The following is a 26,550-nucleotide window of genomic DNA, read 5'->3' on the forward strand; positions in this document are numbered from 1 at the left end:
GTCAGTGGCAGGCCCGTCATGAACACCCAGAGCATCATCGTCCCGCAAATCTCCAGCTTTCCGGCCCATGAAGCCAAGGCGCGGGCGATCCTGCGCTGGCTGGTGAAGCTGGACGTGGTTGAAGAGTCGCTGACCACCTGCGGGCGCAGCTTCAATCGTATGGCCTACGCGATTGCCCCCGGCGCCCGGCGTTTTGTCGAGAACCCCGATGCGCTGCCCTATGGCCAAGCCATCAACGGGCTGGAGATCGTGCTCAAGCGCTGCATCTACACCCCGCAGTTAGGGTTCAAGGAGGAGGCGGGGTGCCCGGAGTGCCGGCGCGAGATCGGCGAAGCGCTGTTCGACAGCCTCGAAGAATGGACCCCTAAGCACACCGACAACTTCATGTGCCCCGAGTGTCGCTTCGAAGACGACATCAACGGCTTTCTCTTTCTCGACCCCTGCGGCTTCTCCAACCTGGGCTTCATCTTCAATAACTGGCTGGATGCAGGCTTCAAACCGGCCTTTCTCGAAGAATTCTCCGAGCGGCTGGATCGCCCGGTGTCGTGGGTCAAAGTCCGTCTGTAGACAGGTTTTGGGTCGATAGCGAGCAACTATCAAGAACATTATCAAATTGCCTGATCTTTACATTGAGCAAGGGCAGGTGTCTGGGTATAATGGCGCGCTTCCATTTTCCCGCTCGGGAGCCCAGCGATGCTGCGTATCAGCCAAGAAGCCCTTACATTCGACGACATTCTCCTTGTGCCCGGTTATTCCGAGGTGCTTCCCAACGAAGTCAGTCTGAAAACCCGATTGACCCGTGGCATCGAACTGAACATCCCCCTCGTTTCCGCCGCTATGGACACCGTCACTGAAGCCCGTCTGGCAATCGCCATGGCTCAGGAAGGCGGCATCGGCATCATCCACAAGAACATGACCGTCGAGCAGCAAGCTGCCGAAGTGCGCAAGGTCAAGAAGTTCGAAGCGGGTGTGGTCAAGGATCCTATCACCATCGAGGCGGATGCAACGGTTCGTGACCTGTTCGAACTGACCCGTCTGCACAACATTTCCGGCGTACCGGTCCTGCATGACGGCGAACTCGTCGGCATCGTGACCTCCCGTGACGTGCGTTTCGAAAACCGTCTGGACGTGCCTGTCCGCGAAGTGATGACGCCTAAAGAGCGTCTGGTCACTGTCCGCGAAGGCGCCGACAAGAACGAAGTCCGCGAGCTGCTGCACAAGCATCGCCTGGAAAAAGTCCTGATCGTCGACGGCAAGTTCGCGCTCAAGGGCATGATGACCGTCAAGGACATCGAAAAAGCCAAGGCCTACCCGCTGGCCAGCAAGGACGATCAAGGTCGTCTGCGCGTCGGCGCTGCCGTCGGCACCGGTAAAGACACCGGCGAGCGCGTCACCGCCCTGGTCGCAGCCGGCGTTGACGTCATCGTCGTCGACACCGCCCACGGCCACTCCAAAGGCGTGATCGACCGCGTTCGCTGGGTCAAGCAGAACTTCCCTGAAGTGCAGGTCATCGGCGGCAACATCGCCACCGGCGCTGCAGCTCGCGCACTGGTCGAAGCCGGCGCTGACGGCGTCAAGGTCGGTATCGGCCCAGGCTCGATCTGCACCACCCGTATCGTTGCCGGTGTCGGCGTGCCGCAGATCAGCGCTGTCGCCAACGTGGCCGCTGCACTGGAAGGCACCGACGTTCCCCTGATCGCCGACGGCGGCATCCGTTTCTCCGGTGACCTGTCCAAGGCCATCGTGGCCGGCGCCTCGTGCGTGATGATGGGTTCGATGTTCGCCGGTACCGAAGAAGCACCGGGCGAGATCGAGCTGTTCCAGGGCCGTTCCTACAAGGCTTACCGCGGCATGGGTTCGCTGGGTGCGATGTCCCAGGCGCAAGGCTCCTCGGACCGTTACTTCCAGGATTCGTCCGCAGGTGCCGAGAAGCTGGTGCCGGAAGGCATCGAAGGCCGTGTCGCCTACAAGGGTTCGCTGTCTGCCATCATCCATCAACTGATGGGCGGCCTGCGTTCTTCCATGGGCTACACCGGCAGCGCCGACATTCAGGAAATGCGCACCAAGCCTGAATTCGTCCGCATCACCGGCGCCGGCATGGCCGAATCCCACGTCCACGACGTACAGATCACCAAGGAAGCGCCGAACTATCGGGTCGGCTAACGCCTCCCAGCGGCAAGTTATCAGCTCCAAGCTGTAAGCCGATCGTAGTGCCAGCGCCTTTACCGGACTGGCACTACGCAGTTGCAGCCCTCCAACACCTTGCAGCTTGAAGCTTGAGGCTTGAAGCTGCTCCAGCAGAGTCTTCTCATGGCCCTCGACATTCACGCCCACCGCATCCTGATCCTGGACTTCGGTTCCCAGTACACCCAACTGATCGCCCGTCGCGTACGCGAGATCGGTGTCTACTGTGAGCTGCACCCTTTCGACATGGACGACGAAGCGATTCGCGAATTCGCTCCCAAAGGCGTCATCCTCGCCGGTGGTCCCGAGTCCGTACACGAAGCCAACAGCCCGCGCTGCCCGCAAGCCGTTTTTGACCTGGGCGTTCCGGTTTTCGGTATCTGCTACGGCATGCAGACCATGGCCGAGCAGCTGGGCGGCAAGGTCGAAGGCTCCGAGCTGCGTGAGTTCGGTTACGCCCGTGTCGACGTGGTCGGCAAGAGCCGCCTGCTCGACGGCATCGAAGATCATGTCGACGCCGACGGCCTGCTGGGTCTGGACGTCTGGATGAGCCACGGTGACAAGGTCACGAAGCTGCCGTCCGAATTCCACATCCTGGCCAGCACCCCTAGCTGCCCGATCGCCGGCATGGCCGACGATGCCCGTGGCTACTACGGCGTGCAGTTCCACCCGGAAGTGACCCACACCAAGCAGGGCGGTCGCATCCTGTCGCGCTTCGTGCTCGACATCTGCGGTTGCGAAGCACTGTGGACCCCTTCGAAGATCGCCGAAGACGCCATCGCCCAGGTTCGCGCCCAAGTTGGCACCGACAACGTCCTGCTGGGCCTGTCCGGCGGCGTCGACTCCTCGGTGGTAGCGGCCCTGTTGCACAAGGCCATTGGCGACCAGCTGACCTGCGTTTTCGTCGACAACGGCCTGCTGCGCCTGCACGAAGGTGAGCAAGTGATGGCCATGTTCGCCGAGAACATGGGCGTCAAGGTCATCCGCGCCAACGCCGAAGAGCAGTTCCTCAGCAACCTGGAAGGCGAAGCCGACCCGGAGAAGAAGCGCAAGATCATCGGCCGTACCTTCATCGACGTGTTCGATGCAGAGTCCACCAAGCTGCACAACATCAAGTACCTGGCCCAGGGCACCATCTACCCTGACGTGATCGAGTCCGCTGGCGCCAAGAGCGGCAAGGCTCACGTCATCAAGTCGCACCACAACGTGGGCGGCCTGCCGGAAGAGATGAACCTGAAGCTGGTCGAGCCGCTGCGCGAACTGTTCAAGGACGAAGTCCGTCGTCTGGGCCTGGAACTGGGCCTGCCGTACGACATGGTCTACCGCCACCCATTCCCGGGCCCGGGCCTGGGCGTACGAATCCTGGGTGAAGTGAAGAAGGAATACGCCGACCTGCTGCGTCGCGCCGACCACATCTTCATCGAAGAACTGCGCAAGGCCGACTGGTACCACAAAGTCAGCCAGGCCTTCGTCGTGTTTCAGCCAGTGAAGTCGGTTGGCGTGGTCGGCGACGGCCGTCGTTACGCCTGGGTCGTCGCACTGCGCGCCGTCGAAACCATCGACTTCATGACCGCACGCTGGGCGCACCTGCCATACGAACTGCTGGAAACCGTCAGCGGCCGTATCATCAACGAAATCGACGGCATCTCCCGCGTCACTTACGACGTGTCGAGCAAGCCGCCGGCGACGATTGAGTGGGAGTGATCCCCGCCGTTGTGTGAGAAAAACCGCTGACGTGTTCAGCGGTTTTTTTTGGTCGGCACGTTGGTCGCAACCACAGCCTGATCTATCCCGACGGCCCCGCTTGCAATGTGCGGAATCAAATTGAAAGCGGCCGTTTGCTTAAGATTTTGTAAGTGCGCGTGTATCGTATTCGTATTTCTCAAGGTGCCTCCCGTATGTCCTTCACCCGTCGACAAATTCTCGGAGGCCTTGCCGGTCTTGCCGTGGTCGGGCTTGGCGCCGGTGGCGCTTCGCGTTACTGGTTGGGGCGTACGGGACCGGGGGAGGGGCATGACTACGAATTGATCGCGGCACCGCTGGACGTGGAGCTGGTGAGCGGGCATCAGACGCCTGCCTGGGCGTTTGGCGGATCGGCCCCGGGCACGGAGTTACGGGTGCGTCAGGGCGACTGGTTGCGGGTGCGGTTCATCAATCACCTGCCGGTGGAGACGACCATTCATTGGCATGGCATTCGTCTGCCACTGGAGATGGACGGCGTGCCCTATGTCTCGCAGTTGCCGGTCAAGCCGGGCGAGTATTTCGATTACAAATTCCGCGTTCCGGATGCGGGCAGCTATTGGTATCACCCCCACGTCAGCAGCAGTGAGGAACTGGGGCGTGGGCTGGTGGGGCCTTTGATTGTCGAGGAGCGCGAGCCTACGGGTTTCCTGCATGAGCGCACGGTGAGCCTCAAGAGCTGGCACGTGGACGAGCAGGGCGCGTTTACCGAGTTCAGCATCACCCGGGAAGCCGCGCGTGAGGGCACGGCGGGGCGGTTGTCGACCATCAATGGCGTGCCTCAGGGCGTGATCGAATTGCCCGCCGGGCAGATCACCCGGGTGCGGATTCTCAACCTCGACAACACCGTGACCTATCGGCTGAACCTGCCGGATGCCGAAGCGATGATCTATGCGCTGGACGGCAACCCGGTCAAGCCGCGCCCGCTGGGCAAGGATTACTGGCTGGGGCCGGGGATGCGCATCTGTCTGGCGATCAAGGCGCCGGCAGCGGGGGAGGAGTTGTCATTGCGCAACGGCCCGGTGCGGCTGGGCACTTTCCGTTCTGTCGCCAGCAACGACGCAGCCACTGACTGGCCGCCCGAACTGCCCGCCAACCCGGTGGCCGAGCCTGATCTGGCCAACGCCGAGAAGCTCAATTTCAACTTCGAATGGGCAGGGGCGGTGTCGGTCAATACCGATAACGGCAAGCCGCCGAGCCTGTGGCAGATCAACGGCCAGGCCTGGGACATCACCGACAAGACCTGCGCCGACCGGCCCATCGCCAGGCTTGAAAAGGGCAAGAGCTACATCTTCGAGCTGAAGAACATGACTCAGTATCAGCACCCCATTCACTTGCATGGCATGAGCTTCAAGGTGATCGCGTCGAATCGCAAAGAGGTGATCCCTTATTTCACCGACACCTATCTGTTAGGACGAAACGAGCGCGCACGGGTGGCGCTGGTAGCGGATAATTCCGGCGTGTGGATGTTCCACTGCCATGTGATCGATCACATGGAGACCGGTCTTATGGCAGCTATCGAGGTTTCTTAATGCGGCAGCCGCAAATCATTGATCGCAGCCGCGATCAGCATTTCATGCGCGAGGCCCTGGCCCTGGCCGCCGAAGGGGCGATGCTGGGCGAGGTGCCGGTGGGCGCGGTGGTGGTGCACGATGGCGTCATCGTCGGGCGGGGCTACAACTGTCCGATCAGTGGCAATGATCCCAGCGCCCATGCAGAAATGGTCGCCATTCGCGACGCCGCCCAGGCGCTGAGCAATTACCGTCTGCCGGGCAGTACGCTGTACGTGACGCTGGAGCCGTGCAGCATGTGCGCGGGGCTGATCGTGCATTCGCGTATTGGCCGGGTGGTGTATGGCGCTACCGAGCCCAAGGCCGGCGTGGTGCAGAGTCAGGGGCAGTTCTTTACCCAGCCGTTTCTCAACCATCGGGTGCTGTTCGAGGGCGGCGTGCTGGGGGAGGAGTGTGGGACGATGCTGAGTGAGTTTTTCAGGATGAGACGGGCGAAGGGCTGAGGGATCACCTCAGGTGGCGCATCAAACACCGTCCCTGTAGGAGCGCGCTTGCCCGCGACGGCGTTCATCCAGACACCGCTGCATTGACTGACCCACCGCAGTCGCGGGCAAGCGCGCTCCTACAGGGCATTTGCAGATTCTAGAGAGGTGCCTTGTCTTCCGGCGGCTTGGTCTTGTCGACGCCCGGCACGTGCAGGGCGCCTTCGGCCACCTGGCTGCCTTCGAGCTGCGGCTGGGTCACCCAGGTCAAAATGTCGTAGTAGCGGCGGATGTTGGCCACGAAGCTGACCGGCTCACCGCCACGGGCGTAGCCGTAGCGGGTCTTGCTGTACCACTTCTTCTGGGAAAGACGCGGCAGCATCTTTTTCACGTCCAGCCATTTGTTCGGGTTCAGGCCCTCGTTTTCAGCCAGCTTGCGGGCGTCATCGAGGTGGCCGGTGCCGATGTTGTAGGACGCCAGCGCAAGCCAGGTGCGATCAGGCTCCTGAATCGAGTCGTCAAGCTGCTCTTTGACGTAGGCAAAATACTTGGCGCCACCCTGGATGCTTTGCTTGGCGTCCAGCCGGTTGGACACGCCCATGGCCTGCGCGGTGCTCTGGGTCAGCATCATCAGGCCACGCACGCCGGTCTTGGAGGTCACGGCCGGTTGCCAGAGTGATTCCTGGTAACCGATGGCGGCCAGCAGGCGCCAATCGACCTGCTCCTGCTTGGCGGCGGCCTGGAAATGCTTCTCGTATTTGGGCAGACGTTCCTGCAGATGCTGGGCAAAGGTATAGGCGCCGACATACCCCAGAACGTCCACATGCCCGTAATAGCGGTCCTTTAGCCGCTGCAGCATGCCGTTCTTCTGCATCTTGTCGAGGAAGGTGTTGATCTCGTTGAGCAGGCTGTTGTCGTCGCCCAGCGCTACGGCCCAGCGTTGATCGCGGCCATCGCCCAGGTCGAACGCCACGCGCACGTTGGGGAAATACACCTGGTTCATCGCCAGTTCGTTGGAATCCACCAGGGTCAGGTCGATCTGCCCTTCATCGACCATGCGCAGCAGGTCGACCACCTCGACCTGATCGGACTCTTCATAGTTGATGCCGGGGTACTTCACTTTCAGGGCCGCCAGTTGCTCGGCATGGCTGCTGCCCTTGAGCACGAGGATTTTCTTGCCCACCAGATCGCCAGGGTCGGTCGGGCGGTTCTGGCCATTGCGGTAAATGACCTGCGGCGTCACTTCCAGATACGAATGGGAGAAGCGCACCTGTTTGGCGCGGTTCTCGGTGCTGACAAGGCCCGCTGCCGCCAGTACCGGGCCGCCGGGTTTGTTCATCTGGTCGAAGAGGTCGTCCAGGTTGTCAGCGGTTTCGATCTTCAGTTCGACGCCCAGATCGTCGGCGAAGCGCTTGACCAGTTCGTATTCGAAACCGGTTTCACCGTTGCGATCCTGGAAATAAGTGGCCGGGCTGTTGCGAGTGACAACGCGCAGGACGCCATCCTCCTTGACTCGTTCCAGTGTGTTGGGTTTTTCAACACAGGCACCGAGCAGCAGGAAGATTCCGGTTGCGATGAGCCACTTGGCGCAGCGTGGGCGGAAATCCGATGGGGAAAACATCGGTGCAGTATACGCAAAGCGCCGTTGCCGCCATATCTCGACAGCGATGATTGCGTCTGATAGAGCAGTAGGATTTTTTACCAATTCGGCACGGCAAACGGCAAACCCCGATATTCGGGTGCGTCCGGCCCATGGTTTCGGGTGCCGAAAGTGACGGTTTAGGCTAGAATGCGGGGCCTCAAAGCACACCCCCTTCCCTGAGGCTGTCCCGACGATGTTGATCCTGCGTGGTGCTCCCGCTCTTTCCGCCTTCCGCCACAAGAAATTACTTGAGCAGCTGAACGAAAAAGTTCCGGCTGTCAGTGGCCTGTACGCTGAATTCGCCCACTTCGCCGAGGTCACCAGCGCGCTGACCGAAGACGAGCAGCAAGTGCTTGCCCGTCTCTTGAAATACGGCCCGAGCGTGCCGGTTCAAGAGCCTCGCGGTCGTCTGTTCCTGGTGCTGCCGCGTTTCGGCACCATTTCGCCGTGGTCGAGCAAGGCCACCGACATCGCCCGCAACTGCAGCCTGACCAAGATCCAGCGTCTTGAGCGCGGCATTGCCTTCTATGTAGAAGGCCAGTTCAGCGACGCCGAAGCGCAACTGATCAACGACAGCCTGCACGACCGCATGACCCAGCTTGTGCTGGGCAAGCTGGAAGACGCTGCCAGCCTGTTCAGCCACGCCGAGCCCAAGCCGCTGACCGCAGTGGACGTGCTGGGTGGCGGTCGCGCCGCGCTGGAAAAAGCCAACGTCGAACTGGGCCTGGCCCTGGCCGATGACGAGATCGACTACCTGGTCAATGCATTCATCGGTTTGAAGCGCAACCCGCACGACATCGAACTGATGATGTTCGCCCAGGCCAACTCCGAGCACTGCCGCCACAAGATCTTCAACGCCAGTTGGGACATCGACGGCCAGAGCCAGGAAAAAAGCCTGTTCGGCATGATCAAGAACACCTACCAGATGCACAACGAAGGCGTGCTGTCCGCATACAAGGACAACGCCTCGGTCATCGTCGGTAGCGTGGCCGGTCGCTTCTTCCCGAACCCTGAAACCCGCCAGTACGGCGCGGTGCAGGAGCCGGTGCATATCCTGATGAAGGTCGAGACGCACAACCACCCGACCGCCATCGCTCCGTTCCCGGGCGCCTCCACCGGCTCCGGCGGCGAGATTCGCGACGAAGGCGCAACCGGTCGTGGCGCCAAGCCTAAGGCTGGCCTGACCGGCTTCACCGTTTCCAACCTGAACATTCCGGGTTTCGTACAGCCTTGGGAGAAGCCATACGGCAAACCCGAGCGTATCGTCACCCCGCTGGACATCATGATCGAAGGCCCGCTGGGCGGCGCTGCGTTCAACAACGAATTCGGTCGTCCGGCCCTGACCGGCTACTTCCGTACCTTCGAGCAGTCGATCAACACCCCACACGGCGAAGAAGTCCGTGGCTACCACAAGCCGATCATGCTGGCCGGTGGCATGGGCAACATCCGTGCAGAGCACGTGCAGAAAGGCGAAATCACTGTTGGCGCGAAGCTGATCGTGCTCGGCGGCCCGGCAATGCTGATCGGCCTGGGCGGCGGCGCGGCATCCTCCATGGCCACCGGCGACAGCTCGGCGGACCTGGACTTCGCATCGGTCCAGCGTGAAAACCCTGAGATGGAGCGTCGTTGCCAGGAAGTGATCGACCGCTGCTGGCAGTTGGGCGACAAGAACCCGATCGCCTTCATCCACGACGTGGGCGCGGGCGGTCTGTCCAACGCTTTCCCTGAACTGGTCAACGACGGCGGCCGTGGCGGTCGCTTCGAACTGCGCAACGTGCCGAACGACGAGCCTGGCATGGCGCCGCTGGAAATCTGGAGCAACGAATCCCAGGAACGTTACGTCCTGGCCGTCAGCGCCCCTGACTTCGAACGCTTCAAAGCCATCTGTGAGCGCGAGCGCTGCCCGTTTGCCGTAGTCGGTGAAGCCACCGAAGAGCCGCAACTGACCGTGACCGACAGCCACTTCGGCAACAGCCCGGTGGACATGCCGCTCGAAGTGCTGCTGGGCAAGGCTCCGCGCATGCACCGTTCGGCCACTCGCGAAGCCGAACTGGGCGACGATTTCGACCCGAGCACCCTGAGCCTGGAAGACAGCGTTCAGCGCGTGCTGCGTCACCCGGCAGTGGCGAGCAAGAACTTCCTGATCACCATCGGCGACCGCAGCATCACAGGCCTGGTCAACCGCGACCAGATGGTCGGCCCATGGCAGGTCCCGGTAGCCGACGTTGCGGTCACCGCGACCAGCTTCGACGTCTACACCGGTGAAGCCATGGCGATGGGCGAGCGCACCCCGCTGGCCCTGCTGGATGCTCCGGCGTCCGGCCGCATGGCGATTGGCGAGACACTGACCAACATCGCAGCGTCGAGCATCGCGAAGATTTCCGACATCAAGCTGTCGGCCAACTGGATGTCCGCAGCCGGCCACCCGGGTGAAGACGCGCGTCTGTACGACACCGTGAAAGCGGTCGGCATGGAGCTGTGCCCTGAGCTGGGCATCACCATTCCGGTGGGCAAGGACTCCATGTCCATGAAGACCCGCTGGAACGAAGAAGGCGCGGAAAAAACCGTCACTTCGCCGCTGTCGTTGATCGTCACCGGCTTTGCGCCCGTCACCGACATTCGCAAGACCCTGACCCCGCAACTGCGCATGGACAAGGGTGAAACCGACCTGATCCTGATCGACCTGGGCCGCGGCCAGAACCGCATGGGCGCCTCGATTCTCGCCCAGACCCACGGCAAGCTGGCCAACGCCGCGCCGGACGTCGACGACGCTGAAGACCTCAAGGCATTCTTCGCCGTGATCCAGGGCCTGAACGCTGATGGCCACCTGCTGGCCTACCACGACCGTTCCGACGGCGGCCTGATGGCAACTGCGCTGGAGATGGCTTTCGCCGGCCACTGCGGTCTGAACCTGGAACTCGACACCCTGACCGGCAAGCGCGAAAAAGTCGCCGCCATCCTCTTCAACGAAGAGCTGGGTGCAGTGATTCAAGTGCGTCAGGATGCAACCCCGGTGGTGCTGGCCCAGTTCAGCGCTGCGGGTCTGGGTGAAGACTGCGTTGCGGTGATCGGCAAGCCGGTCAACAACAGCGAAGTCAGCATCAGCCTGAACGGCGAGCAACTGTTCAAGGGTGATCGCCGCCTGCTGCAACGCCAGTGGAGCGAAACCAGCTACCAGATCCAGCGCCTGCGCGACAACGCCGACTGCGCCGATCAGGAATTCGACGCCCTGCTGGAAGAAGACAACCCGGGCCTGAGCGTCAAGCTGGGCTACGACGTCAACGACGACATCGCCGCGCCTTACATCAAGAAAGGCGTTCGCCCACAAGTGGCGGTCCTGCGCGAGCAGGGCGTGAACGGTCAGGTCGAAATGGCCGCTGCATTCGACCGCGCAGGCTTCGCCTCGGTTGACGTGCACATGAGCGACATCCTCGCTGGCCGTGTCGACCTGAACGAGTTCAAGGGTCTGGTCGCCTGCGGTGGCTTCTCCTACGGTGACGTGCTCGGCGCCGGTGAAGGCTGGGCCAAGTCGGCACTGTTCAACAGCCGTGCCCGCGATGCGTTCCAGGGCTTCTTCGAGCGTACCGACAGCTTCGCCCTGGGCGTGTGCAACGGTTGCCAGATGATGTCCAACCTCAGCGAACTGATCCCGGGCAGCGAGTTCTGGCCGCACTTCGTACGCAACCGCTCCGAGCAGTTCGAAGCGCGCGTGGCCATGGTCGAGATCCAGAAGTCGGCGTCGATCTTCCTGCAAGGCATGGCCGGTTCGCGCATGCCGATCGCCATCGCCCACGGCGAAGGCCATGCGGAATTCAAGTCGGCCGATGCACTGCTGGAAACCGACGTCTCCGGCACCGTGGCGATGCGTTTCGTCGACAACCACGGCAAGGTCACCGAAACCTACCCGGCCAACCCGAACGGCTCGCCGCGCGGTATCACCGGCCTGACCACCCGCGACGGTCGCGTCACCATCATGATGCCGCACCCCGAGCGCGTGTTCCGCGCGGTGAACAACTCGTGGCGTCCGGATGAGTGGGCTGAAGACGGCGCGTGGATGCGGATGTTCCGAAACGCGCGCGTCTGGGTCAACTAACAGGAGATGTACAAGCTCGCCTTCTTCGTGCCACCTGGCCACGTGGAGCAGGTCAAGAGTGCACTATTCGCCGCCGGTGCGGGGCGGATAGGGTCCTATGACAGTTGCGCCTGGCAGGTCCTCGGTCAAGGCCAGTTTCGCCCGCTGGACGGCAGCCAGCCGTTCATTGGGCAAACCGGGCAGATCGAGCAGGTTGAAGAATGGAAGGTCGAGCTTGTCGTCGCCGATGAGTTGATCCGCGAGGCGGTGGCTGCGCTCAAAAGCAGCCACCCCTACGAAACCCCGGCTTACGAAGTGTGGAAGCTGGAAGATTTCTGATGTCCGGCGCAAACCCTCTGTAGGAGCGCGCTTGCCCGCGACGGCGGCGTTTCATCCGACGCAGCAGCGTCGGTTGGAATGCCGTCGCGGGCAAGCGCGCTCCTACGGTGGTCGGTGTTAAGTCCAATCCACTGCCATGCCAATCAGTTCAGGTAATGCCTGATAAAGCTGCGAAACAGGTCAAGTCCGTTTTCCGTGAGGATGCTTTCGGGATGGTACTGAACGCCCTCGATTGGCAGCGTACGATGACGAATCCCCATAATGTAGCCATCGTCGGTTGACCTCGAGGTCACCTCCAGACAGTCCGGCAAGCCTGCGTCTGCGATGATCAGGGAGTGATAGCGGGTTGCGTTGATCGATAGACCCTCGGTGTGGCCATAAACACCCTTACCATCGTTTTCTATCTGACTTACCTTGCCATGCATGACGCGAGGGGCGCGGCAGACCTGAGCCCCAAACGCCAGCCCCAAGGCTTGATGGCCGAGACAAACGCCTAGCAGCGGCAGGCGGTGCTCGAAATGCCGGATGAGTTCGACGTAACCGACATCCGCCGGGTGGCCAGGCCCAGGGCCAAGCACGCAAAAGTCAGGTGCGAAGTCTTCGATCCGCTGAATGAGATCATGCTGGTCATGGCGCTCGACACGAGTTTCCAGCCCAAGCTGCTCAAGGTATTGGCTGATGATAAAAACAAAACTGTCGTAGGCATCAATCAAGAAAACTTTCACAGTGCGATCTCCTTTCCGGTCACTGCACGGTAAACGGAGCCCATCTTGTATAGCGTTTCTTTCCACTCCATTTCGGGCGTCGAGTCGGCTACTACACCTGCGGATGCGCGCAGGCAGTAGATGCCTTGATCATGCACGGTGGATCGAATGCACAGCGCCGTATTGACGCTGCCATCGAACCCGATCAGTCCAAGGGCGCCTGCATAGATGCCTCGCCGGTTGCTTTCCAAAGTTTCGATCAGCTCCATCGCTCTGACCTTGGGAGCGCCCGACATCGTCCCGGCCGGGAATGAGGCCTTCATCACGTCGTAGGCATCCATGCCTGGGCGCAGCAACCCCCGAACATTCGAGACCATGTGGTAAAGGTGCGAATACTCCTCGACCAGCATGAATTCATCGACCTCCAGGGATCCTGGCTGGCAGACTCTTCCTATGTCATTGCGACAAAGGTCGATGAGCATGAGGTGCTCCGCGCGTTCCTTTTCTGAACGCGTCAGTTCCAACACCAGTTCGGTGGAATCGACGCCAGGCCTTTTACCTACGGTCCCGGCGATCGGGCGCATTTCGATCAAGTTGTCCTTGATCCTGACGAACAGTTCAGGGCTCGCACCGATCAGGTCGATCCCGCCGACGTGTGCCAGGTACATGTAGGGCGACGGATTGCGCATGCGCAGGCTTTTGTAAACATCGAAAGGCGTGATCTTGGAACGAATGCGGATCTCGTGACCCAGCTGAATCTGGTAAACATCCCCGGCTCGTATGTGCTCCATGGCCACTTCTACCCGACGCTCGAACTCTTCCGGGGGGACCGTGCGGATTTCTTCGAAGACTTGTGGACAGTCAGGGTGTTCCTGTGGACTGACCGGATCTTCGGCCTGTAGAAAAGGGTAGTCTGCCAGTCCGCGTGTCTCCCATAGGGGGTGATTATTGATCAGGGTTTCGACAGTCCCATTGCTGTGGAAGTAGAGCAGTGTCTGGTAAACCGACAGAGCAATGAGCGGGTAATCGTGAGTCCGCTCCGTCAAATCAGGCAGGCGTTCGATCAACCGCACGCTGTCGTATGAGAAGTAACCGAAGTACGCAAGACTTTGCAGCTTAGTCGGAGTCGGCTGGAACAGGCTCTGAATGTATCGGAGTAGGTTCCAGGCTGCTTCGCTGTCGGGCAATTCGATCTGCTGCTCGGGGCCGATCTTCAAACCGTGCTGGTGCAGGCAGTGGTACAGCTGTTCGCAAAGTGCAGGCTGGCCGCGCAAGCGTGCCTGTCTTTCATCGATGCACACTTCAAAGAGTGGCTCCATGCCAATGATCGTCGCCCTTCGATCACGGCTGGGTCCTGAAAGTGACTCAAGAATGAATACCGATTGTGGGCCTAATTGCGCAAGCGCATGCGTATATACACCAAGTGCATCAGTTGTTTGACGATCTTCGTGACGAAGAACATCTATATTAAGAACATTATTGTTCACAGATAATTCCGGTTTTAGTGTGCAGTGTTGTCGGTGCTTTCTCTAGAAAGCACTAAGAGATAAGCGGTGCAGTATCTGGGGTTAGCCCAATACTGACGGTCTTGATTTCAGCCGATAGCCGTCAATGCCACACCGAACTTACCCTTGATAGGCATGCCGACGGGTAGCAGCAGTGCTTCAGACGCGGATGCCTGGGTTCGGGAGAAAGATCAAGAGCACCTGGTAGACAGCAGGTATCTGCTTGTTGAGGATTAGCGACGCCAGATATTACTTTTGAAGATGGCCAGGACGGCACGACAGCAGCGAGTGTGGGTATTGTGCGGGGAGTGTGGCTCAGAAATATAATAATACATTTTTAGACATCCCAGTCTTGGCTACTAACTGTGGTGTAGGGCCACAGTGATTTGAAAGTAGCAGTGTGGTCGTGGGGTGTCAATTGCGATGAATGAAATACATGTGATGCATTGCAGCATTACGTAACAAGGTTTGAACTCGTGCACAACTCTGAAATGCAGCAGCTATGTAACTGGAAGTTTTGACCTTGATATGTCGATCTATTGCTGTTGTCCGGCACAAACCCCCTGTAGGAGCGCCCTTGCCCGCGACGGCGGTGTGTCATTCGACGCAGCAGCGTCGGTTGGAATGCCGTCGCGGGCAAGCGCGCTCCTACGGTGGTCGGTGTTAGTTGGTTGTCACCATCCCGCGCAACACCTCGCTCAACCCCTGAGCACCTTCCCCCACCAGCACATGCCACACACCACTGCCCAGGCTTCTCACGCCCTGGCATCCCAGCGCTTCCAGTTGGCCGGCCGCCAATGATTGGCCTTCCTTCAACTGCACCCGCAGGCGCGTCAGCGCGACACATTCCACATCGACTACCGCCTTGCCGCCCAGCGCCTTGAACCACTGCGCGGCCTGACCGATATCCACCGTTTGCTGAGCCGGCGCTTCGGGCTGCGCAACGGGCTGGGCAGATGTCGAGTGTGGCAGGGCTTCGCGCAGTTCGTCGGCGATGCTGTCTGCCAGCGGGCCGACCACGATCTGCAGGCTGCCGCCACTGCCCGGGCGCACTACCGCCATCGCTCCCAATGCTTTCAGTTCGGTATCCTTGGCCAGGGTGCGGTCCGCCAGTTGCAGGCGCAGGCGGGTGGTGCAGGCACCGATGCTCAGCAGGTTTTCAGCGCCGCCCAGCGCCTTGATGTAGGCGCCCGCACGGTCGCTCTGCGCGACATGGGCGGTGCTGCTGGACACCTGTTCACGGCCCGGGGTTTTCAGGTTGAAGCGCTTGATGCACTGGTCGAACACCAGGTAATAGACCACGGCGTAGGCGGCGCCCAGCGGCAGTACGCGCCAGCCGTTGGTGGACTTGCCCCAGCCCAGCGCCATGTCGATGGCGCCGCCGGAAAAGGTGAAGCCCAGGTGGATGTCCAGCAGGCTTGCCAGCGCCATCGCCAGCCCGGTCAGCAGGGCGTGCAGCACATAGAGCAGTGGCGCCAGAAACATGAAGGCGAATTCGATGGGTTCGGTGACGCCGGTCAGCGCCGAGGTCAGTGCCATCGACAGCAGGATCCCGCCGATCAGCTTGCGCTGGCCCGGCAGTGCATTGCGGTACATCGCCAGGCACGCGGCGGGCAGGCCGAAGATCATCATGGGGAACATGCCGGTCATGAACTGCCCGGCGTTCGGGTCGCCGGCAAAATAACGCGCCAGATCGCCGGTGACCACGCGGCCGGTTTCAGGATCGGTGAAGCTGCCGAAGACGAACCACACCAGGTTGTTGAGGATGTGGTGCAGGCCGGTGACGATCAGGATGCGGTTCATCACTCCGAAGAAGAACGCGCCGACGCTGCCGCTCTCCAGCATCAGTTGGCCAAGAGTGTTGATGCCGTTCTGCACGGGCGGCCAGATCAGGCCGAAGACCAGCCCCAGCACCACCGCGGACAGCCCGGTCGCAATCGGCACGAAGCGCCGACCGCCAAAGAACGCCAGGTACTCCGGCAGGGCGATGTCCTTGAACCTGTTGTACAGCCCGCCCGCCAGCAGGCCCGAGATGATCCCGGCCAGCATGCCCATGTCGATGTGCGCGTCGAGCACCTTGAGCGTGGAAGTCATCACCAGGTAGCCGATGGCGCCCGCAAGGCCCGCAGTGCCGTTATTGTCCCGGGCGAAACCCACGGCGATGCCGATGGCGAAGATCAGTGCCAGGTTGCTGAAGATCGCGTTGCCCGCCGCGTGGATGATCGCGATGTTCAACAGGTCGGTGTCGCCCAGGCGCAGCAGCAGGCCGGCAATCGGCAGGATGGCGATGGGCAGCATCAATGCGCGCCCCAGCCGTTGCAGCCCTTCGATGAAATGTTGGTACACGGCGTCTCTCCTTGGCGTTCTGTTCTTGTGCTTGTTATTGAGGAGCAGGGGCTCTGTTCAGGCAGATCGCTTGCTCTGGACCTGAGTCTGGAAGGTGTTGCAGGCCGCTCGCACCTCGGCGGCGCTGCCCAGCGTCAGCAGGTGCTGGGCCAGGGCTTGGCATTGGCGGGTGTCGAGTTCGCGGACCTGCGCCTTGATCTGACCGACCTGTGGCGGGCTTACCGAAAGCTCGCGCACGCCCAGGCCGATCAGCGCCGCGGTGGCGAGCGGGTCGCTGGCCAACGCCCCGCACACACCGACCCAACGGCCTTTGCTGGCGGCAGCGGTGCAGGTCATGTCGATCAGTTTCAGCAGCGCCGGGTGCATGGCATCGACCCGCGCGGCGAGGCCTGCGTGATCGCGATCCATGGCCAGGGTGTATTGCGACAGATCGTTGGTACCGATGGACAGAAAGTCCGCATGCTCGGCCAGCCGTTCTGCCAGCAATGCCGCAGAGGGTACTTCGACCATCACGCCCAACTCAGGGCGTTCGTGGATGCCGGCCAGTTGCGCGAGTTCGTCGATACGCCGACGCACCGCGATCAATTCGCTGACCTCGGTGATCATCGGCAGCAGAATGCGGCAGCGGCTCAGGGGCGTTACGCGCAACAAGGCGCGCAACTGCTGGTCGAGCAATTCGGGTCGGGCCTGGCCCAGGCGAATCCCGCGCAGGCCCAGCACCGGATTGGCTTCGGCCGGCAGGGGCAGGTAGTGCAGTTGCTTGTCGCCGCCGATGTCGATGGTGCGGATGATCACCGGCTTCTGTGCGATTGCATCGAGCACCGACTGATAGGCCGCCAGTTGTTCGTCTTCGGTGGGTGCCGCGCTGCGGTCGACGAAGAGGAATTCCGTGCGCAGCAGGCCCACGCCATCGGCGCCATTGAGCTGCGCGTTTTCGGTGTCGGCGCGAGACGCGACGTTGGCGGCAATTTCCACCGCCACGCCATCCTGAGTCAGGGCGGGCAGGTGAGCGCTTTGCTGCTCGCGCTGGCGTTGTTCGAAGCGTTGGCTGCGTAGCGCCTGAATCGCCTGCAGGCGAGTGGCGTCCGGTGCCAGCTCGAGACGACCGTTGTCGGCGTCCAGTACCACTTCCTGTTCCTGCGCTGCGTCGAGCAGATCGCCACCCATGGCCACCAGGCACGGCAGACCCTTGCCCCGCGCCAGAATCGCCACATGGGAAGTGGCGCCACCCTCGGCCATGCAGATACCGCCGATGCCGCACTCGGCCAGCATCAACAGATCCGAAGGCGTCAGTTCGGTTGCGACAACGATAGCCCCGGCCGGCACCTCGACGCAGCGCGCTTCACCCAGCAGGCTCAACAGCACGCGCTGGCGCAGATCGCGGAGGTCGTTGGCGCGCTCGGCCAGCAGCGGGTTGCCCAGTGTCTGCAGATGTTCACACTGAGCCAGTACCGCCTGACTCCAGGCGTGGGCCGCGCTCTTGCCCTGGTCGATGGCATCGACGGCGGCGTCGAGCAGGGCGGGGTCTTCGAGCATCGCAAGGTGGGTGGCGAAAATCGCGCTCTGTTCGTCCTGATCGTGATTGAGCGAGGCGCTGATCTCTGTGCGAACCTGCACCAGCGCTTCGCTGAGGATCTGCCGTTGCTCGTCCGGGCGGTGGCCGCCGGTGTCTTCGTCCAGTTCGATGGTGTTCAGCCGGAACAGCGGGCCGCTGGCCAGCCCCGGGGATGCGGTGACGCCGGTGAGGATGCCGGGTTCGGTGATCGAAGCGGCGCGCGTCTGTGCAATAGCAGCGATCCCGTGGGGCTTCTCATCCGGAGAGGGTGTGGACAGCGCCTTGAGCAGCGCCTGCAATGCCACTTCACTGTCGTGACCCAGGCACACCACTTCCACTTCGTCCTGCTCGGCAACGCCCAGGCCCATGAGGGCGGTGACGCTGTCGGTGGAGGCGCTGGTCCCGGCGAAATGCAGCTCGGCATGGCTGGCGAACTGGCGTGCGGTCTGGCGCACCAGCGCCGCCGGGCGGGCGTGCAATCCGCCGTTGTGTGCGACACGAATGGTGCCCCGTGCCTGTTTGGCCCGTGGGTCGTGGTTTGAGTCTGAATCATCAGGTCGGGCCAGCGCTGCGACGTTAAGTAGCAGCTCGCCCACGTTGACCGTGCCAGAAGCCTGAACAGGGTCGAGCGAGAAGCGGTCGCCATTGAGCAGGATCAGCGCGCTGACCAGGCTGCGGCAATGGCGCGCCACGTGATCCAGATCGAATCGCAGCAACGGCAGACCTTCGCTCACGCGCTGGCCTTCCTTGACCAGGGCTTCGAAACCTTCGCCGCCCAGTTCGACCGTATCGATGCCCACGTGCAGCAGCCACTCGCTGCCGTTGTCGGCACGCAGGTTGATGGCATGGCGAGTGCGGGCGATGTTGATGACCACGCCGGCAAAGGGCGCGTGCAGCACGTCATCCAGCGGGTCGATGGCCAGGCCGGTGCCCATCGCGCCGCTGGCGAAAACCGGGTCGGGAATCTGCGCCAGTGTCAGCAGGGCTCCGCTGAACGGGGCGCTGAACGTCATCTGTTTATTGTTATTCATGACATCGTCCTTGCAGGCATCGGCCGGTCGGCGTGCGGTCAGTGAGTTTTGGTGACTTTGCTCAGGTGGCGCGGCTGGTCCGGGTCCAGGCCCCGGGCCTGCGCCAGTGCAGCGGCCATCACGTAGAAGCTTTGAATGGCGAGAATCGGATCGAGGGCCGGGTGGTCGGCGCAGGTCAGCGTCAGGTCACGTTCGGCAATGTCGTCGGGCGCAGCCAGCAGCACGGTGGCGCCGCGCTCGCGCATGTCGGCGGCGAGCGCCAGCAGGCTGGCCTGTTCGGCACCTCGGGTGGCGAAGATCAGCAGCGGGTAGTGGTCGCCCACCAGCGCCATCGGGCCGTGGCGCACTTCGGCGCTGCTGAAGGCTTCGGCCTGGATGGACGAGGTTTCCTTGAATTTGAGCGCCGCTTCCTGGGCAATCGCGAAACCTGTGCCGCGGCCAATGACCATCAGCCGCTGACAGTCGCGCAGCGCATCGACGGCGGCGGACCAGTCCTGACGCGCCGCAGCCTGCAACTGGCCGGGCAGGGTGCGACCGGCTTGCAGCAATTGCGCGTCCTGTTGCCAGTGGGCGACGAGGCGGGCGCTGGCGCTCAAGGTCGCGATGAAGCTCTTGGTCGCGGCGACGCTCAGTTCAGGGCCGGCGCAGAGTGGCAGTACGCATTCGCAGGCGTGCTCCAGAGGCGAGTCTTCGGCGTTGATCAGAGCCACGGTGAGCGCGCCTTGCTGGCGCAGTTTCTCCATGCTGCCGACCAGATCCGGGCTTTGCCCCGACTGCGAGAAGGCGAAGGCGGGCTGGCCCTGCACCCGCATGGGCGAGTCATGCAGGGTGACCACCGACATCGGCAACGAAGCCACCGGCACGCCCGCCAGTTGCATGGTCAGGTAGGCGAAATAGCTTGCCGCGTGGTCGGAACTGCCGCGCGCCACCGAGACGATCACCTTTGGCTCACTCTGGCGCAGGCGTTCGGCCACAGCGATCAGGCGCGGTTCCAGCACCTCCAGTTGGCGCTGGATGACATCATGGGAGGCAAGTGCCTCATCAAGCATTCTTGAGTTCAATGGTTTCTCCTTCAACCATGACGGCGGTCAGTTTCAGATCGCGATCCAGATAAACGGCGTCGGCCCAACTGCCTTTTTCCAGCCGGCCACGTTCCTGAATGCCCAGGTAATCCGCAGGAAATTGCGACAGGCGCTGTGAGGCTTCACTCAATGGCAGGCCGATCTTCACCAGGTTGCGCAGCGCCTGGTCCATGGTCAGTGTGCTGCCAGCCAGGGTGCCGTCGGCCAGGCGCACGCCGCCCAGGCATTTGGTGACGGTGTGGCTGCCCAGTTTGTACTCGCCATCGGGCATGCCGGTGGCGGCGGTGGAATCGGTGACGCAATACAGGCAGGGGATCGAGCGCAGCGCCACGCGGATGGCGCCGGGGTGCACGTGCAGCAGGTCCGGAATCAGTTCGGCATAACGCGCATGGGCCAGCGCCGCACCAACGATGCCAGGCTCGCGGTGATGCAGCGGGCTCATGGCGTTGTACAGGTGGGTGAAGCTGCTGGCGCCTGCTTCCAGCGCCTTGACGCCTTCTTCATAGCTGCCCAGGGTGTGGCCGATCTGCAGGCGCACGCCGCGGCTGGACAGGGTCTTGATCAGTTCCACATGCCCGGCGATTTCAGGGGCGATGGTGATGACTTTGATCGGCGCGCGCGTGAGGTAATCATCGACTTCACCCAGCAGCGCGGCGTGGGCATGGTTAGGCTGCGCGCCGAGCTTTCCGGGATTGATGTAGGGCCCTTCCAGATGCACGCCCAGCACGCGGGCGGTGCCCGGTTGGCGGGTTTCGCAGAAGGCACCCAGCGCGCTCAGCACCTGGCTGATTTCATGGGCCGGCGCGGTCATGGTGGTGGCCAGCATCGAAGTGGTGCCGAAGCGCAGGTGGGTGCGGGCGATGGTGGCGAAGCTGTCGGCACCTTCCATGATGTCCGCGCCGCCACCGCCGTGCACGTGCAGGTCGATGAAGCCCGGCAGCAGGTACGGCAGGTCGTTCGCAGCGGGGTCGCACGGCACGCCGTCGATCTGCGTCACGCGACCGTCCTGGTGATTCAGGCGGCCGCGAATCCAGCCGTCAGGGGTAAGGATGTTGAAGTCGGACATGCTGGCTCCGTGGTCAGGCGCTCAACGCCGCAGTTCGGCGACGAAGTCGTAGTAGTCGTCGCGGCAATAGGTGTCGGTCAGCTCGATGGGGGTGTTGTCCGCCAGATAGCCGATACGGGTCATCAGCAGCATTGCGGTGCCGGTTTCGATGCCCACCATCGCGGCCATTTCCTCGGATGCGTTGATCGCGCGGATGTGTTGCAGGGCGCGCACCACGGGACGCCCGATCGAATCGAGGTGGGCGTAGAGCGAATCGCCAATCGCCTCGGGTTCAGGCAGCAGCGCTGCGGGGAGTGCACTGAGCTCGACGGCCATGACGATGCCGTCGGCCTTGCGCAGGCGTTTGAGCCGCGCGACTTTCTCGGTGGGCGACAAGCTCAGGCGGATAAGTTCTTCGTGGGTCGGCAGGGTGATGTCACGCTTAAGCCACTGGGAGCTGGGGGTGAAGCCTTTGAGCCGGAGCATTTCGCTGAAACTGGAAAGGCGCGACAAGGGTTGTTCCAGGCGCGGCGTTATGAAGGTGCCCGAGCCCTGGCTGCGTCGGATCAGGCCCTGCTCCAGCAGGATTTCCAGTGCCTTGCGCGCGGTGACGCGGGAAATGTTCAGGGTTTCGCTGAGGCTGCGCTCGGAGGGCAGCGCCTGCTCGGCTTTCCACTGACCTGCATGGATGGCCGCTTCCAGGTTGCGCGCCAGTTGCAGATAGAGCGGCGTCGGCTGGCTGTCGTCGGGGCGCAGGGCGAGGATCGAGGTCATGTACGGGGTCCGAAGTGGTTGGAATTATGTTCGGAGAGTGCATCCGAAAGTAATACCACTTGAATACCACGTCAATGACGGGTTCGTCACTGCCCGGTGACAAAACCGTTGCTGTGGCATCGTTCAACTATCTTGCAAACGACACGCCTCGTAGCAGCACGGCTTGCCGGCGGGAGCGGAGTGTCAGCTTGAAGGGATGGATCTGATACACCGCTCCCGCCGGCAAGCCGTGCTGCTACGGGGGGAGTGCGGTGAGCAGTATGGGATGCGGTGCCGCACGAGGATGCGGTGAGCCGTATGGGGGAAGTGCAGACGAGAAGTGGTGTTAGATTGGTTACGGACGGATCTCGATCATCGTGCCGTCCTTGACCAGGTCCCAGACTTCGCGGATGTCGCTGTTGCGCATGGCGATGCAGCCGTTGGTCCAGTCCAGGGTGTGGAAATACCACTCCGGGTATTCTTCGTTGATCGGCGTGCCGTGGATCATGATCATGCTGCCGGGGTTCACGCCTTCGCGGCGGGCGCGTGCGGAATCGGAGATGTTGGGGTAGGAGATGTGCATCGACAGGTTGAAGGCATCGCTGGTCTTGCGCCAGTCGAGCCAGTAGAAACCTTCCGGTGTGCGCTGGTCGCCTTCCTGCAGTTTCGGGCCCCTGGGCGCCTTGCCCAGCGAGATGCGATAGGTCTTGAGCGGCTCGCCCTTGCTGATCAACTGCAACTGGTGCGCGGACTTGAGCACCAGCACCTTGTCGATGGAGCGCTCGGAAATGTCAGCGGTGTCCACCACCTTGCCGTCGACGAATTTCTGCTCGCTGCCCTTGGGCACGATGGTCTGGGTGAACGCGGCCTGGGACATCGGAGCGACAGACAGACAGGCGAACAGGCATGAAACGGCAAGCAGACAGCGCATCGAAACGGTATCCCTGAAGCCTGCGCGTCGTGGCGCCGGGCTCATGTTATCAAGTGGTCTTGAGTGCAGGTGTAACAGACAGGCAATCGGTATGCACGGGGAAAACTTGATGCCGCCGGTCGTGGAAGAAGCATTCTAGGGTACGCCTGACCGTGTGGAAAGCCAGCTCGGACCAGGGAATGTCAGCTTCGTCGAACAGCTTTACCTCAAGGCTTTCCACGCCGGCAGCGTAATCTTCGCTGGCCATGTTGGCGCGGTAGAAGATGTGCACCTGGCTGATGTGCGGCACATCGATCATCGCGTACAGGTGCAAGTCTTCCAGTACCGCACAGGCTTCCTCGACGGTCTCCCGGCGTGCGGCCTGCTCGACCGACTCGCCGTTTTCCATGAAGCCCGCCGGCAGCGTCCAGTAGCCCAGGCGCGGCTCGATGGCGCGCCGGCACAGCAGCACCTTGTCGCCCCAGACCGGCAGCACACCGGCCACGATATTGGGGTTCTGGTAATGAATGGTCTGGCAGTGGTCGCACACGAAGCGTGGGCGGCTGTCGCCTTCCGGAATGCGCTGGGTAACCTGTTCGCCACACTGGCTGCAGAATTTCATGTTCGAGTCGTTCCTTGCGTCAGCGGCTATCTTGGCGTGTGGCGCAGGTGTCCGGCAAGGGGGCGTTGCCAGGCAAACCCGACAAACGGCCCGGGCCCCCGACAAGGGCTTGGGCGCGCCGCCGCTTTGGTGCATCATGCCGGGTAGGCAAAAGATCGAGGCTTCCCATGCTGGACGAGCTACTTCGCCGTATAAGCAGCCACACGCCAGGCACCCTGGAGACTGATGCGCGCTTCCCTGAAGCGGCGGTGCTGCTGCCCATCACCCGCAGCGACGACCCCGAGCTGGTCCTGACCTTGCGCGCCAGCGGCCTGTCCACCCACGGTGGCGAAGTGGCGTTTCCCGGCGGGCGCCGCGACCCCGAAGACCCTGACCTGGTGTTCACCGCCCTGCGCGAGGCCGAGGAAGAAATCGGCCTGCCGCCCGGGCTCGTGGAAGTCGTCGGCCCCCTTGGCCAGTTGATTTCCAAGCACGGGATCAAGGTCACGCCTTATGTCGGGGTGATCCCCGATTTTGTCGAATACCGCCCCAACGATGGCGAGATCGCCGCCGTGTTCAGTGTTCCCCTCGAATTCTTTCGCCAGGATGCACGCGAGCATACCCACCGCATCGATTACCAGGGCCGCAGCTGGTACGTGCCCAGCTACCGCTATGGCGAGTTCAAGATCTGGGGCCTGACCGCGATCATGATCGTCGAGCTGATGAACGTGCTGTTCGACAGCGACATCGACCTGCATCGTCCGCCCAGCCGTTCGACCATCCTGACCCTGAAGTCCTGAGCCCTGTTGTCATACCGTGAGCCCCTGCGCTCGACCTGCGGCCGTAGAGCTGCGCCATGAAGGAAGAACAATATGAAATACCGTCTGGGAGACGCCCGCGTCGAAGCTCATCCGCAAAGCTGGATCGCCCCCACCGCGACCCTGATCGGCAAGGTACGCCTGCAGGCCAACGCCAGCGTCTGGTTCGGTGCGGTGCTGCGCGGCGACAACGAGCTGATCGACATCGGCGAGAACAGCAATGTGCAGGATGGCACCGTGATGCACACCGACATGGGCTCGCCGCTGACCATCGGCAAGAACGTGACCATCGGCCACAACGTGATGCTTCACGGCTGCACGGTCGATGACAACACGCTGATCGGCATCAATTCGGTGATCCTTAACGGCGCGAAGATCGGCAAATACTGCATCATCGGCGCCAATTCGCTGATCGGGGAGGGCAAGGTGATTCCCGATGGCTCGCTGGTCATGGGCTCGCCGGGCAAGATCGTGCGCGAACTGACCGACGCCCAGAAGAAAATGCTCGAAGCCAGCGCCGCTCACTACGTTCATAATGCCCAGCGTTATGCACGTGATCTGGCACCACAGGAAGACTGATGTCCACCGAAACCCCCGCTCATGAAAGACCCGTACGTTCGCCCTGCGTGAACATCTGCGCGCTGGACGACCACGACGTTTGCGTCGGCTGCCAGCGCACCGTGGCCGAGATTACCGGCTGGAGCCGCATGAGCAACGACGAGCGGCGCGCGGTGCTGTTGCTGTGTGGCGAACGGGCGAGAGCGGGCGGGATGATGTTTTCGGTTCGCTGACCCTGTAGGAGCGCGCTTGCCCGCGATGGCGATGTGTCTGTCACATAAATGTTTCAGACACATCGCGGTCGCGGGCAAGCGCGCTCCTACAGAAAGTGACGTCGGCCATCAGTGACCGGCGTCGGCCATCAGACGGCCAGCCAAATCTGCGTCCTTCATGTTAAATTGCGCGCCTTTCTCCCCTGTGGTCGCTCGCACATGCCGGGCTGCCCTCGATATCCGCTCCACGAGGACCTGAGATGACTCAAATCGGAACTCCACTGTCGCCGACCGCGACCCGCGTCATGCTTTGCGGTTGTGGCGAGCTTGGCAAGGAAGTGGTCATCGAACTGCAACGCCTGGGCGTTGAAGTCATTGCCGTCGACCGTTATGCCAACGCCCCGGCCATGCAGGTCGCGCACCGCAGCCACGTCATCAACATGCTCGACGGCACGGCGCTGCGTGCAGTGATCGAAGCGGAGAAACCGCATTACATCGTCCCGGAAATCGAAGCCATCGCCACCGCGACCCTGGTCGAACTCGAGTCCGAAGGCTTTACCGTCATCCCGACCGCCCGTGCCACCCAGCTGACCATGAACCGCGAAGGCATTCGCCGCCTGGCCGCTGAAGAGCTGGACCTGCCGACCTCGCCATACCACTTCGCCGACACCTTCGAAGACTACAAGAAGGCCGTCGAAGACCTGGGCTTCCCGTGCGTGGTCAAGCCGGTGATGAGTTCGTCGGGCAAGGGCCAGAGCCTGCTGAAAACCGAAGCCGACGTGCAGAAAGCCTGGGACTACGCCCAGGAAGGCGGCCGGGCGGGTAAAGGTCGCGTCATCATCGAAGGCTTCATCGACTTCGACTACGAAATCACCCTGCTGACCGTGCGTCACGTTGGCGGCACCACCTTCTGCGCGCCGGTCGGCCATCGTCAGGAGAAGGGCGACTATCAGGAATCCTGGCAGCCACAGGCCATGAGCCCGGCGGCACTGGCTGAATCCGAGCGCGTTGCCAAGGCTGTGACCGAAGCACTGGGCGGCCGCGGCCTGTTCGGCGTCGAGCTGTTCATCAAGGGTGATCAGGTGTGGTTCAGCGAAGTCTCGCCGCGCCCCCACGACACGGGCCTGGTGACCCTGATTTCCCAGGACCTGTCGCAGTTCGCACTGCATGCCCGCGCCATTCTCGGCCTGCCGATCCCGCTGATCCGTCAGTTCGGCCCGTCCGCTTCTGCGGTGATCCTGGTGGAAGGCACTTCGACCCAGACCGCTTTCGCCAATCTGGAGCAGGCCCTGAGCGAACCAGACACCGCGCTGCGCCTGTTCGGCAAGCCGGAAGTCAATGGCCAGCGCCGCATGGGCGTGGCCCTGGCGCGTGACGAGTCCATCGAAGCGGCCCGCGCCAAGGCGACCCGCGCGTCCATGGCGGTCAAGGTCCAGTTGTAAGCGACACTGCTGCCGGGT

General features: G+C 62.2%; 21 protein-coding genes. 11 read left to right on the plus strand and 10 right to left on the minus strand.

From position 1 onward, the window contains the following. The first annotated feature begins 18 nt into the window (after positions 1-18). The 5 genes from ACIPO9_RS21005 to tadA all read left to right on the plus strand — a co-directional run bounded on the left by ACIPO9_RS21005 (position 19) and on the right by tadA (position 5,938). Positions 19-567: a sugar ABC transporter ATPase gene (locus tag ACIPO9_RS21005; RefSeq protein WP_400783247.1), complete on the plus strand. Its 549-nt coding sequence runs from the start codon at positions 19-21 to the stop codon at positions 565-567. Between the two features lie 126 nt (positions 568-693). Continuing rightward, positions 694-2,163 (plus strand): IMP dehydrogenase, encoded by a 1,470-nt coding sequence (guaB, locus tag ACIPO9_RS21010; protein WP_274133806.1) that lies wholly within the window; start codon positions 694-696, stop codon positions 2,161-2,163. Positions 2,164-2,310: 147 nt separating this feature from the next. Further along, positions 2,311-3,888, plus strand: a complete 1,578-nt coding sequence (gene guaA / locus ACIPO9_RS21015; RefSeq protein ID WP_274133805.1) for a glutamine-hydrolyzing GMP synthase — start codon at positions 2,311-2,313, stop codon at positions 3,886-3,888. A gap of 194 nt (positions 3,889-4,082) precedes the next feature. Beyond that, entirely contained in the window at positions 4,083-5,456 is a 1,374-nt protein-coding gene (locus tag ACIPO9_RS21020; RefSeq protein ID WP_400783250.1) for a multicopper oxidase family protein, read from the plus strand. Continuing rightward, positions 5,456-5,938 (plus strand): tRNA adenosine(34) deaminase TadA, encoded by a 483-nt coding sequence (gene tadA / locus ACIPO9_RS21025; protein WP_400783253.1) that lies wholly within the window; start codon positions 5,456-5,458, stop codon positions 5,936-5,938. Before ACIPO9_RS21020 ends, tadA begins: the two co-directional genes overlap by 1 nt. A gap of 139 nt (positions 5,939-6,077) precedes the next feature. Here tadA and mltF read toward each other — a convergent pair whose 3' ends face one another. Further along, the gene (gene mltF, locus ACIPO9_RS21030; RefSeq protein ID WP_400608758.1) at positions 6,078-7,538 is read right to left on the minus strand and encodes a membrane-bound lytic murein transglycosylase MltF; all 1,461 of its coding nucleotides are present in this window, start codon (positions 7,536-7,538) and stop codon (positions 6,078-6,080) included. Between the two features lie 214 nt (positions 7,539-7,752). On the opposite strand from mltF, the gene purL reads away from it, so the two are divergent. Then, on the plus strand, positions 7,753-11,652 hold the full coding sequence (purL, locus tag ACIPO9_RS21035; protein WP_400608757.1) for a phosphoribosylformylglycinamidine synthase: 3,900 nt from the start codon (positions 7,753-7,755) through the stop codon (positions 11,650-11,652). Between the two features lie 6 nt (positions 11,653-11,658). Then, positions 11,659-11,970, plus strand: coding sequence for an NGG1p interacting factor NIF3 (locus ACIPO9_RS21040; RefSeq protein ID WP_400783255.1), 312 nt, complete (start codon positions 11,659-11,661; stop codon positions 11,968-11,970). A 143-nt stretch (positions 11,971-12,113) separates the two neighbouring features. Here the strand turns inward: ACIPO9_RS21040 and ACIPO9_RS21045 are convergent, their stop codons facing one another. The 9 genes from ACIPO9_RS21045 to ACIPO9_RS21085 form a co-directional block, all read right to left on the minus strand. Next, positions 12,114-12,695 carry an anthranilate synthase component II gene (locus ACIPO9_RS21045; RefSeq protein WP_400783258.1) on the minus strand — a complete coding sequence of 194 codons (582 nt, stop codon included), beginning with the start codon at positions 12,693-12,695 and terminating at the stop codon, positions 12,114-12,116. Further along, positions 12,692-14,161 (minus strand): anthranilate synthase component I family protein, encoded by a 1,470-nt coding sequence (locus ACIPO9_RS21050; protein WP_400783260.1) that lies wholly within the window; start codon positions 14,159-14,161, stop codon positions 12,692-12,694. The genes ACIPO9_RS21045 and ACIPO9_RS21050 overlap by 4 nt, the downstream gene beginning before the upstream one ends. A gap of 681 nt (positions 14,162-14,842) precedes the next feature. Next, positions 14,843-16,477, minus strand: a complete 1,635-nt coding sequence (locus ACIPO9_RS21055; RefSeq protein ID WP_400783296.1) for a PTS transporter subunit EIIC — start codon at positions 16,475-16,477, stop codon at positions 14,843-14,845. A gap of 105 nt (positions 16,478-16,582) precedes the next feature. Further along, positions 16,583-19,111: a phosphoenolpyruvate--protein phosphotransferase gene (gene ptsP / locus ACIPO9_RS21060; protein ID WP_400783263.1), complete on the minus strand. Its 2,529-nt coding sequence runs from the start codon at positions 19,109-19,111 to the stop codon at positions 16,583-16,585. A gap of 38 nt (positions 19,112-19,149) precedes the next feature. After that, the gene (locus tag ACIPO9_RS21065) at positions 19,150-20,160 is read right to left on the minus strand and encodes an SIS domain-containing protein (RefSeq protein ID WP_400783299.1); all 1,011 of its coding nucleotides are present in this window, start codon (positions 20,158-20,160) and stop codon (positions 19,150-19,152) included. Next, entirely contained in the window at positions 20,153-21,259 is a 1,107-nt protein-coding gene (nagA, locus tag ACIPO9_RS21070; RefSeq protein ID WP_274133797.1) for an N-acetylglucosamine-6-phosphate deacetylase, read from the minus strand. Before nagA ends, ACIPO9_RS21065 begins: the two co-directional genes overlap by 8 nt. 21 nt (positions 21,260-21,280) lie before the next feature. After that, complete coding sequence (locus ACIPO9_RS21075) at positions 21,281-22,012, minus strand: GntR family transcriptional regulator (RefSeq protein ID WP_400783266.1); 732 nt, start codon at positions 22,010-22,012, stop codon at positions 21,281-21,283. 334 nt (positions 22,013-22,346) lie between these two features. Next, a complete protein-coding gene (locus ACIPO9_RS21080; RefSeq protein ID WP_400783269.1) occupies positions 22,347-22,922 on the minus strand; it encodes a murein L,D-transpeptidase family protein in 576 nt (191 codons plus the stop codon). Positions 22,923-22,971: 49 nt separating this feature from the next. Further along, a complete protein-coding gene (locus tag ACIPO9_RS21085) occupies positions 22,972-23,523 on the minus strand; it encodes an NUDIX hydrolase (protein ID WP_274133794.1) in 552 nt (183 codons plus the stop codon). A 167-nt stretch (positions 23,524-23,690) separates the two neighbouring features. Here ACIPO9_RS21085 and ACIPO9_RS21090 point away from each other — a divergent pair, with 167 nt between their 5' ends. The 4 genes from ACIPO9_RS21090 (at position 23,691) to purT (ending at position 26,532) form a co-directional block, all read left to right on the plus strand. Further along, positions 23,691-24,302 (plus strand): CoA pyrophosphatase, encoded by a 612-nt coding sequence (locus ACIPO9_RS21090; RefSeq protein WP_400783272.1) that lies wholly within the window; start codon positions 23,691-23,693, stop codon positions 24,300-24,302. Positions 24,303-24,374: 72 nt separating this feature from the next. Then, entirely contained in the window at positions 24,375-24,899 is a 525-nt protein-coding gene (locus tag ACIPO9_RS21095; protein ID WP_400783274.1) for a gamma carbonic anhydrase family protein, read from the plus strand. Continuing rightward, complete coding sequence (locus ACIPO9_RS21100; protein WP_400783276.1) at positions 24,899-25,111, plus strand: DUF1289 domain-containing protein; 213 nt, start codon at positions 24,899-24,901, stop codon at positions 25,109-25,111. Before ACIPO9_RS21095 ends, ACIPO9_RS21100 begins: the two co-directional genes overlap by 1 nt. A gap of 239 nt (positions 25,112-25,350) precedes the next feature. Beyond that, the gene (gene purT, locus ACIPO9_RS21105; RefSeq protein WP_274133790.1) at positions 25,351-26,532 is read left to right on the plus strand and encodes a formate-dependent phosphoribosylglycinamide formyltransferase; all 1,182 of its coding nucleotides are present in this window, start codon (positions 25,351-25,353) and stop codon (positions 26,530-26,532) included. Positions 26,533-26,550 lie beyond the last annotated feature (18 nt).

Source organism: Pseudomonas sp. NPDC090203, from assembly GCF_044746765.1.
In the GTDB taxonomy this organism is placed as follows: Bacteria; Pseudomonadota; Gammaproteobacteria; order Pseudomonadales; family Pseudomonadaceae; genus Aquipseudomonas; species Aquipseudomonas putida_AD.

Bases quoted from the DNA above. Each gene is read 5' to 3' on its own strand.
- ACIPO9_RS21080 (WP_400783269.1), bottom strand. From the start codon at position 22,922: ATGCGCTGTCTGCTTGCCGTTTCATGCCTGTTCGCCTGTCTGTCTGTC.
- purL (WP_400608757.1), top strand. From the start codon at position 7,753: ATGTTGATCCTGCGTGGTGCTCCCGCTCTTTCCGCCTTCCGCCACAAG.
- mltF (WP_400608758.1), bottom strand. From the start codon at position 7,538: ATGTTTTCCCCATCGGATTTCCGCCCACGCTGCGCCAAGTGGCTCATC.
- ACIPO9_RS21020 (WP_400783250.1), top strand. From the start codon at position 4,083: ATGTCCTTCACCCGTCGACAAATTCTCGGAGGCCTTGCCGGTCTTGCC.
- ACIPO9_RS21090 (WP_400783272.1), top strand. From the start codon at position 23,691: ATGCTGGACGAGCTACTTCGCCGTATAAGCAGCCACACGCCAGGCACC.
- guaB (WP_274133806.1), top strand. From the start codon at position 694: ATGCTGCGTATCAGCCAAGAAGCCCTTACATTCGACGACATTCTCCTT.
- ACIPO9_RS21100 (WP_400783276.1), top strand. From the start codon at position 24,899: ATGTCCACCGAAACCCCCGCTCATGAAAGACCCGTACGTTCGCCCTGC.
- ACIPO9_RS21075 (WP_400783266.1), bottom strand. From the start codon at position 22,012: ATGACCTCGATCCTCGCCCTGCGCCCCGACGACAGCCAGCCGACGCCG.
- ACIPO9_RS21040 (WP_400783255.1), top strand. From the start codon at position 11,659: ATGTACAAGCTCGCCTTCTTCGTGCCACCTGGCCACGTGGAGCAGGTC.
- ACIPO9_RS21055 (WP_400783296.1), bottom strand. From the start codon at position 16,477: ATGCTGCCCATCGCCATCCTGCCGATTGCCGGCCTGCTGCTGCGCCTG.
- guaA (WP_274133805.1), top strand. From the start codon at position 2,311: ATGGCCCTCGACATTCACGCCCACCGCATCCTGATCCTGGACTTCGGT.
- nagA (WP_274133797.1), bottom strand. From the start codon at position 21,259: ATGTCCGACTTCAACATCCTTACCCCTGACGGCTGGATTCGCGGCCGC.
- tadA (WP_400783253.1), top strand. From the start codon at position 5,456: ATGCGGCAGCCGCAAATCATTGATCGCAGCCGCGATCAGCATTTCATG.
- ACIPO9_RS21005 (WP_400783247.1), top strand. From the start codon at position 19: ATGAACACCCAGAGCATCATCGTCCCGCAAATCTCCAGCTTTCCGGCC.
- ACIPO9_RS21065 (WP_400783299.1), bottom strand. From the start codon at position 20,160: ATGCTTGATGAGGCACTTGCCTCCCATGATGTCATCCAGCGCCAACTG.
- purT (WP_274133790.1), top strand. From the start codon at position 25,351: ATGACTCAAATCGGAACTCCACTGTCGCCGACCGCGACCCGCGTCATG.
- ptsP (WP_400783263.1), bottom strand. From the start codon at position 19,111: ATGAATAACAATAAACAGATGACGTTCAGCGCCCCGTTCAGCGGAGCC.
- ACIPO9_RS21085 (WP_274133794.1), bottom strand. From the start codon at position 23,523: ATGAAATTCTGCAGCCAGTGTGGCGAACAGGTTACCCAGCGCATTCCG.
- ACIPO9_RS21095 (WP_400783274.1), top strand. From the start codon at position 24,375: ATGAAATACCGTCTGGGAGACGCCCGCGTCGAAGCTCATCCGCAAAGC.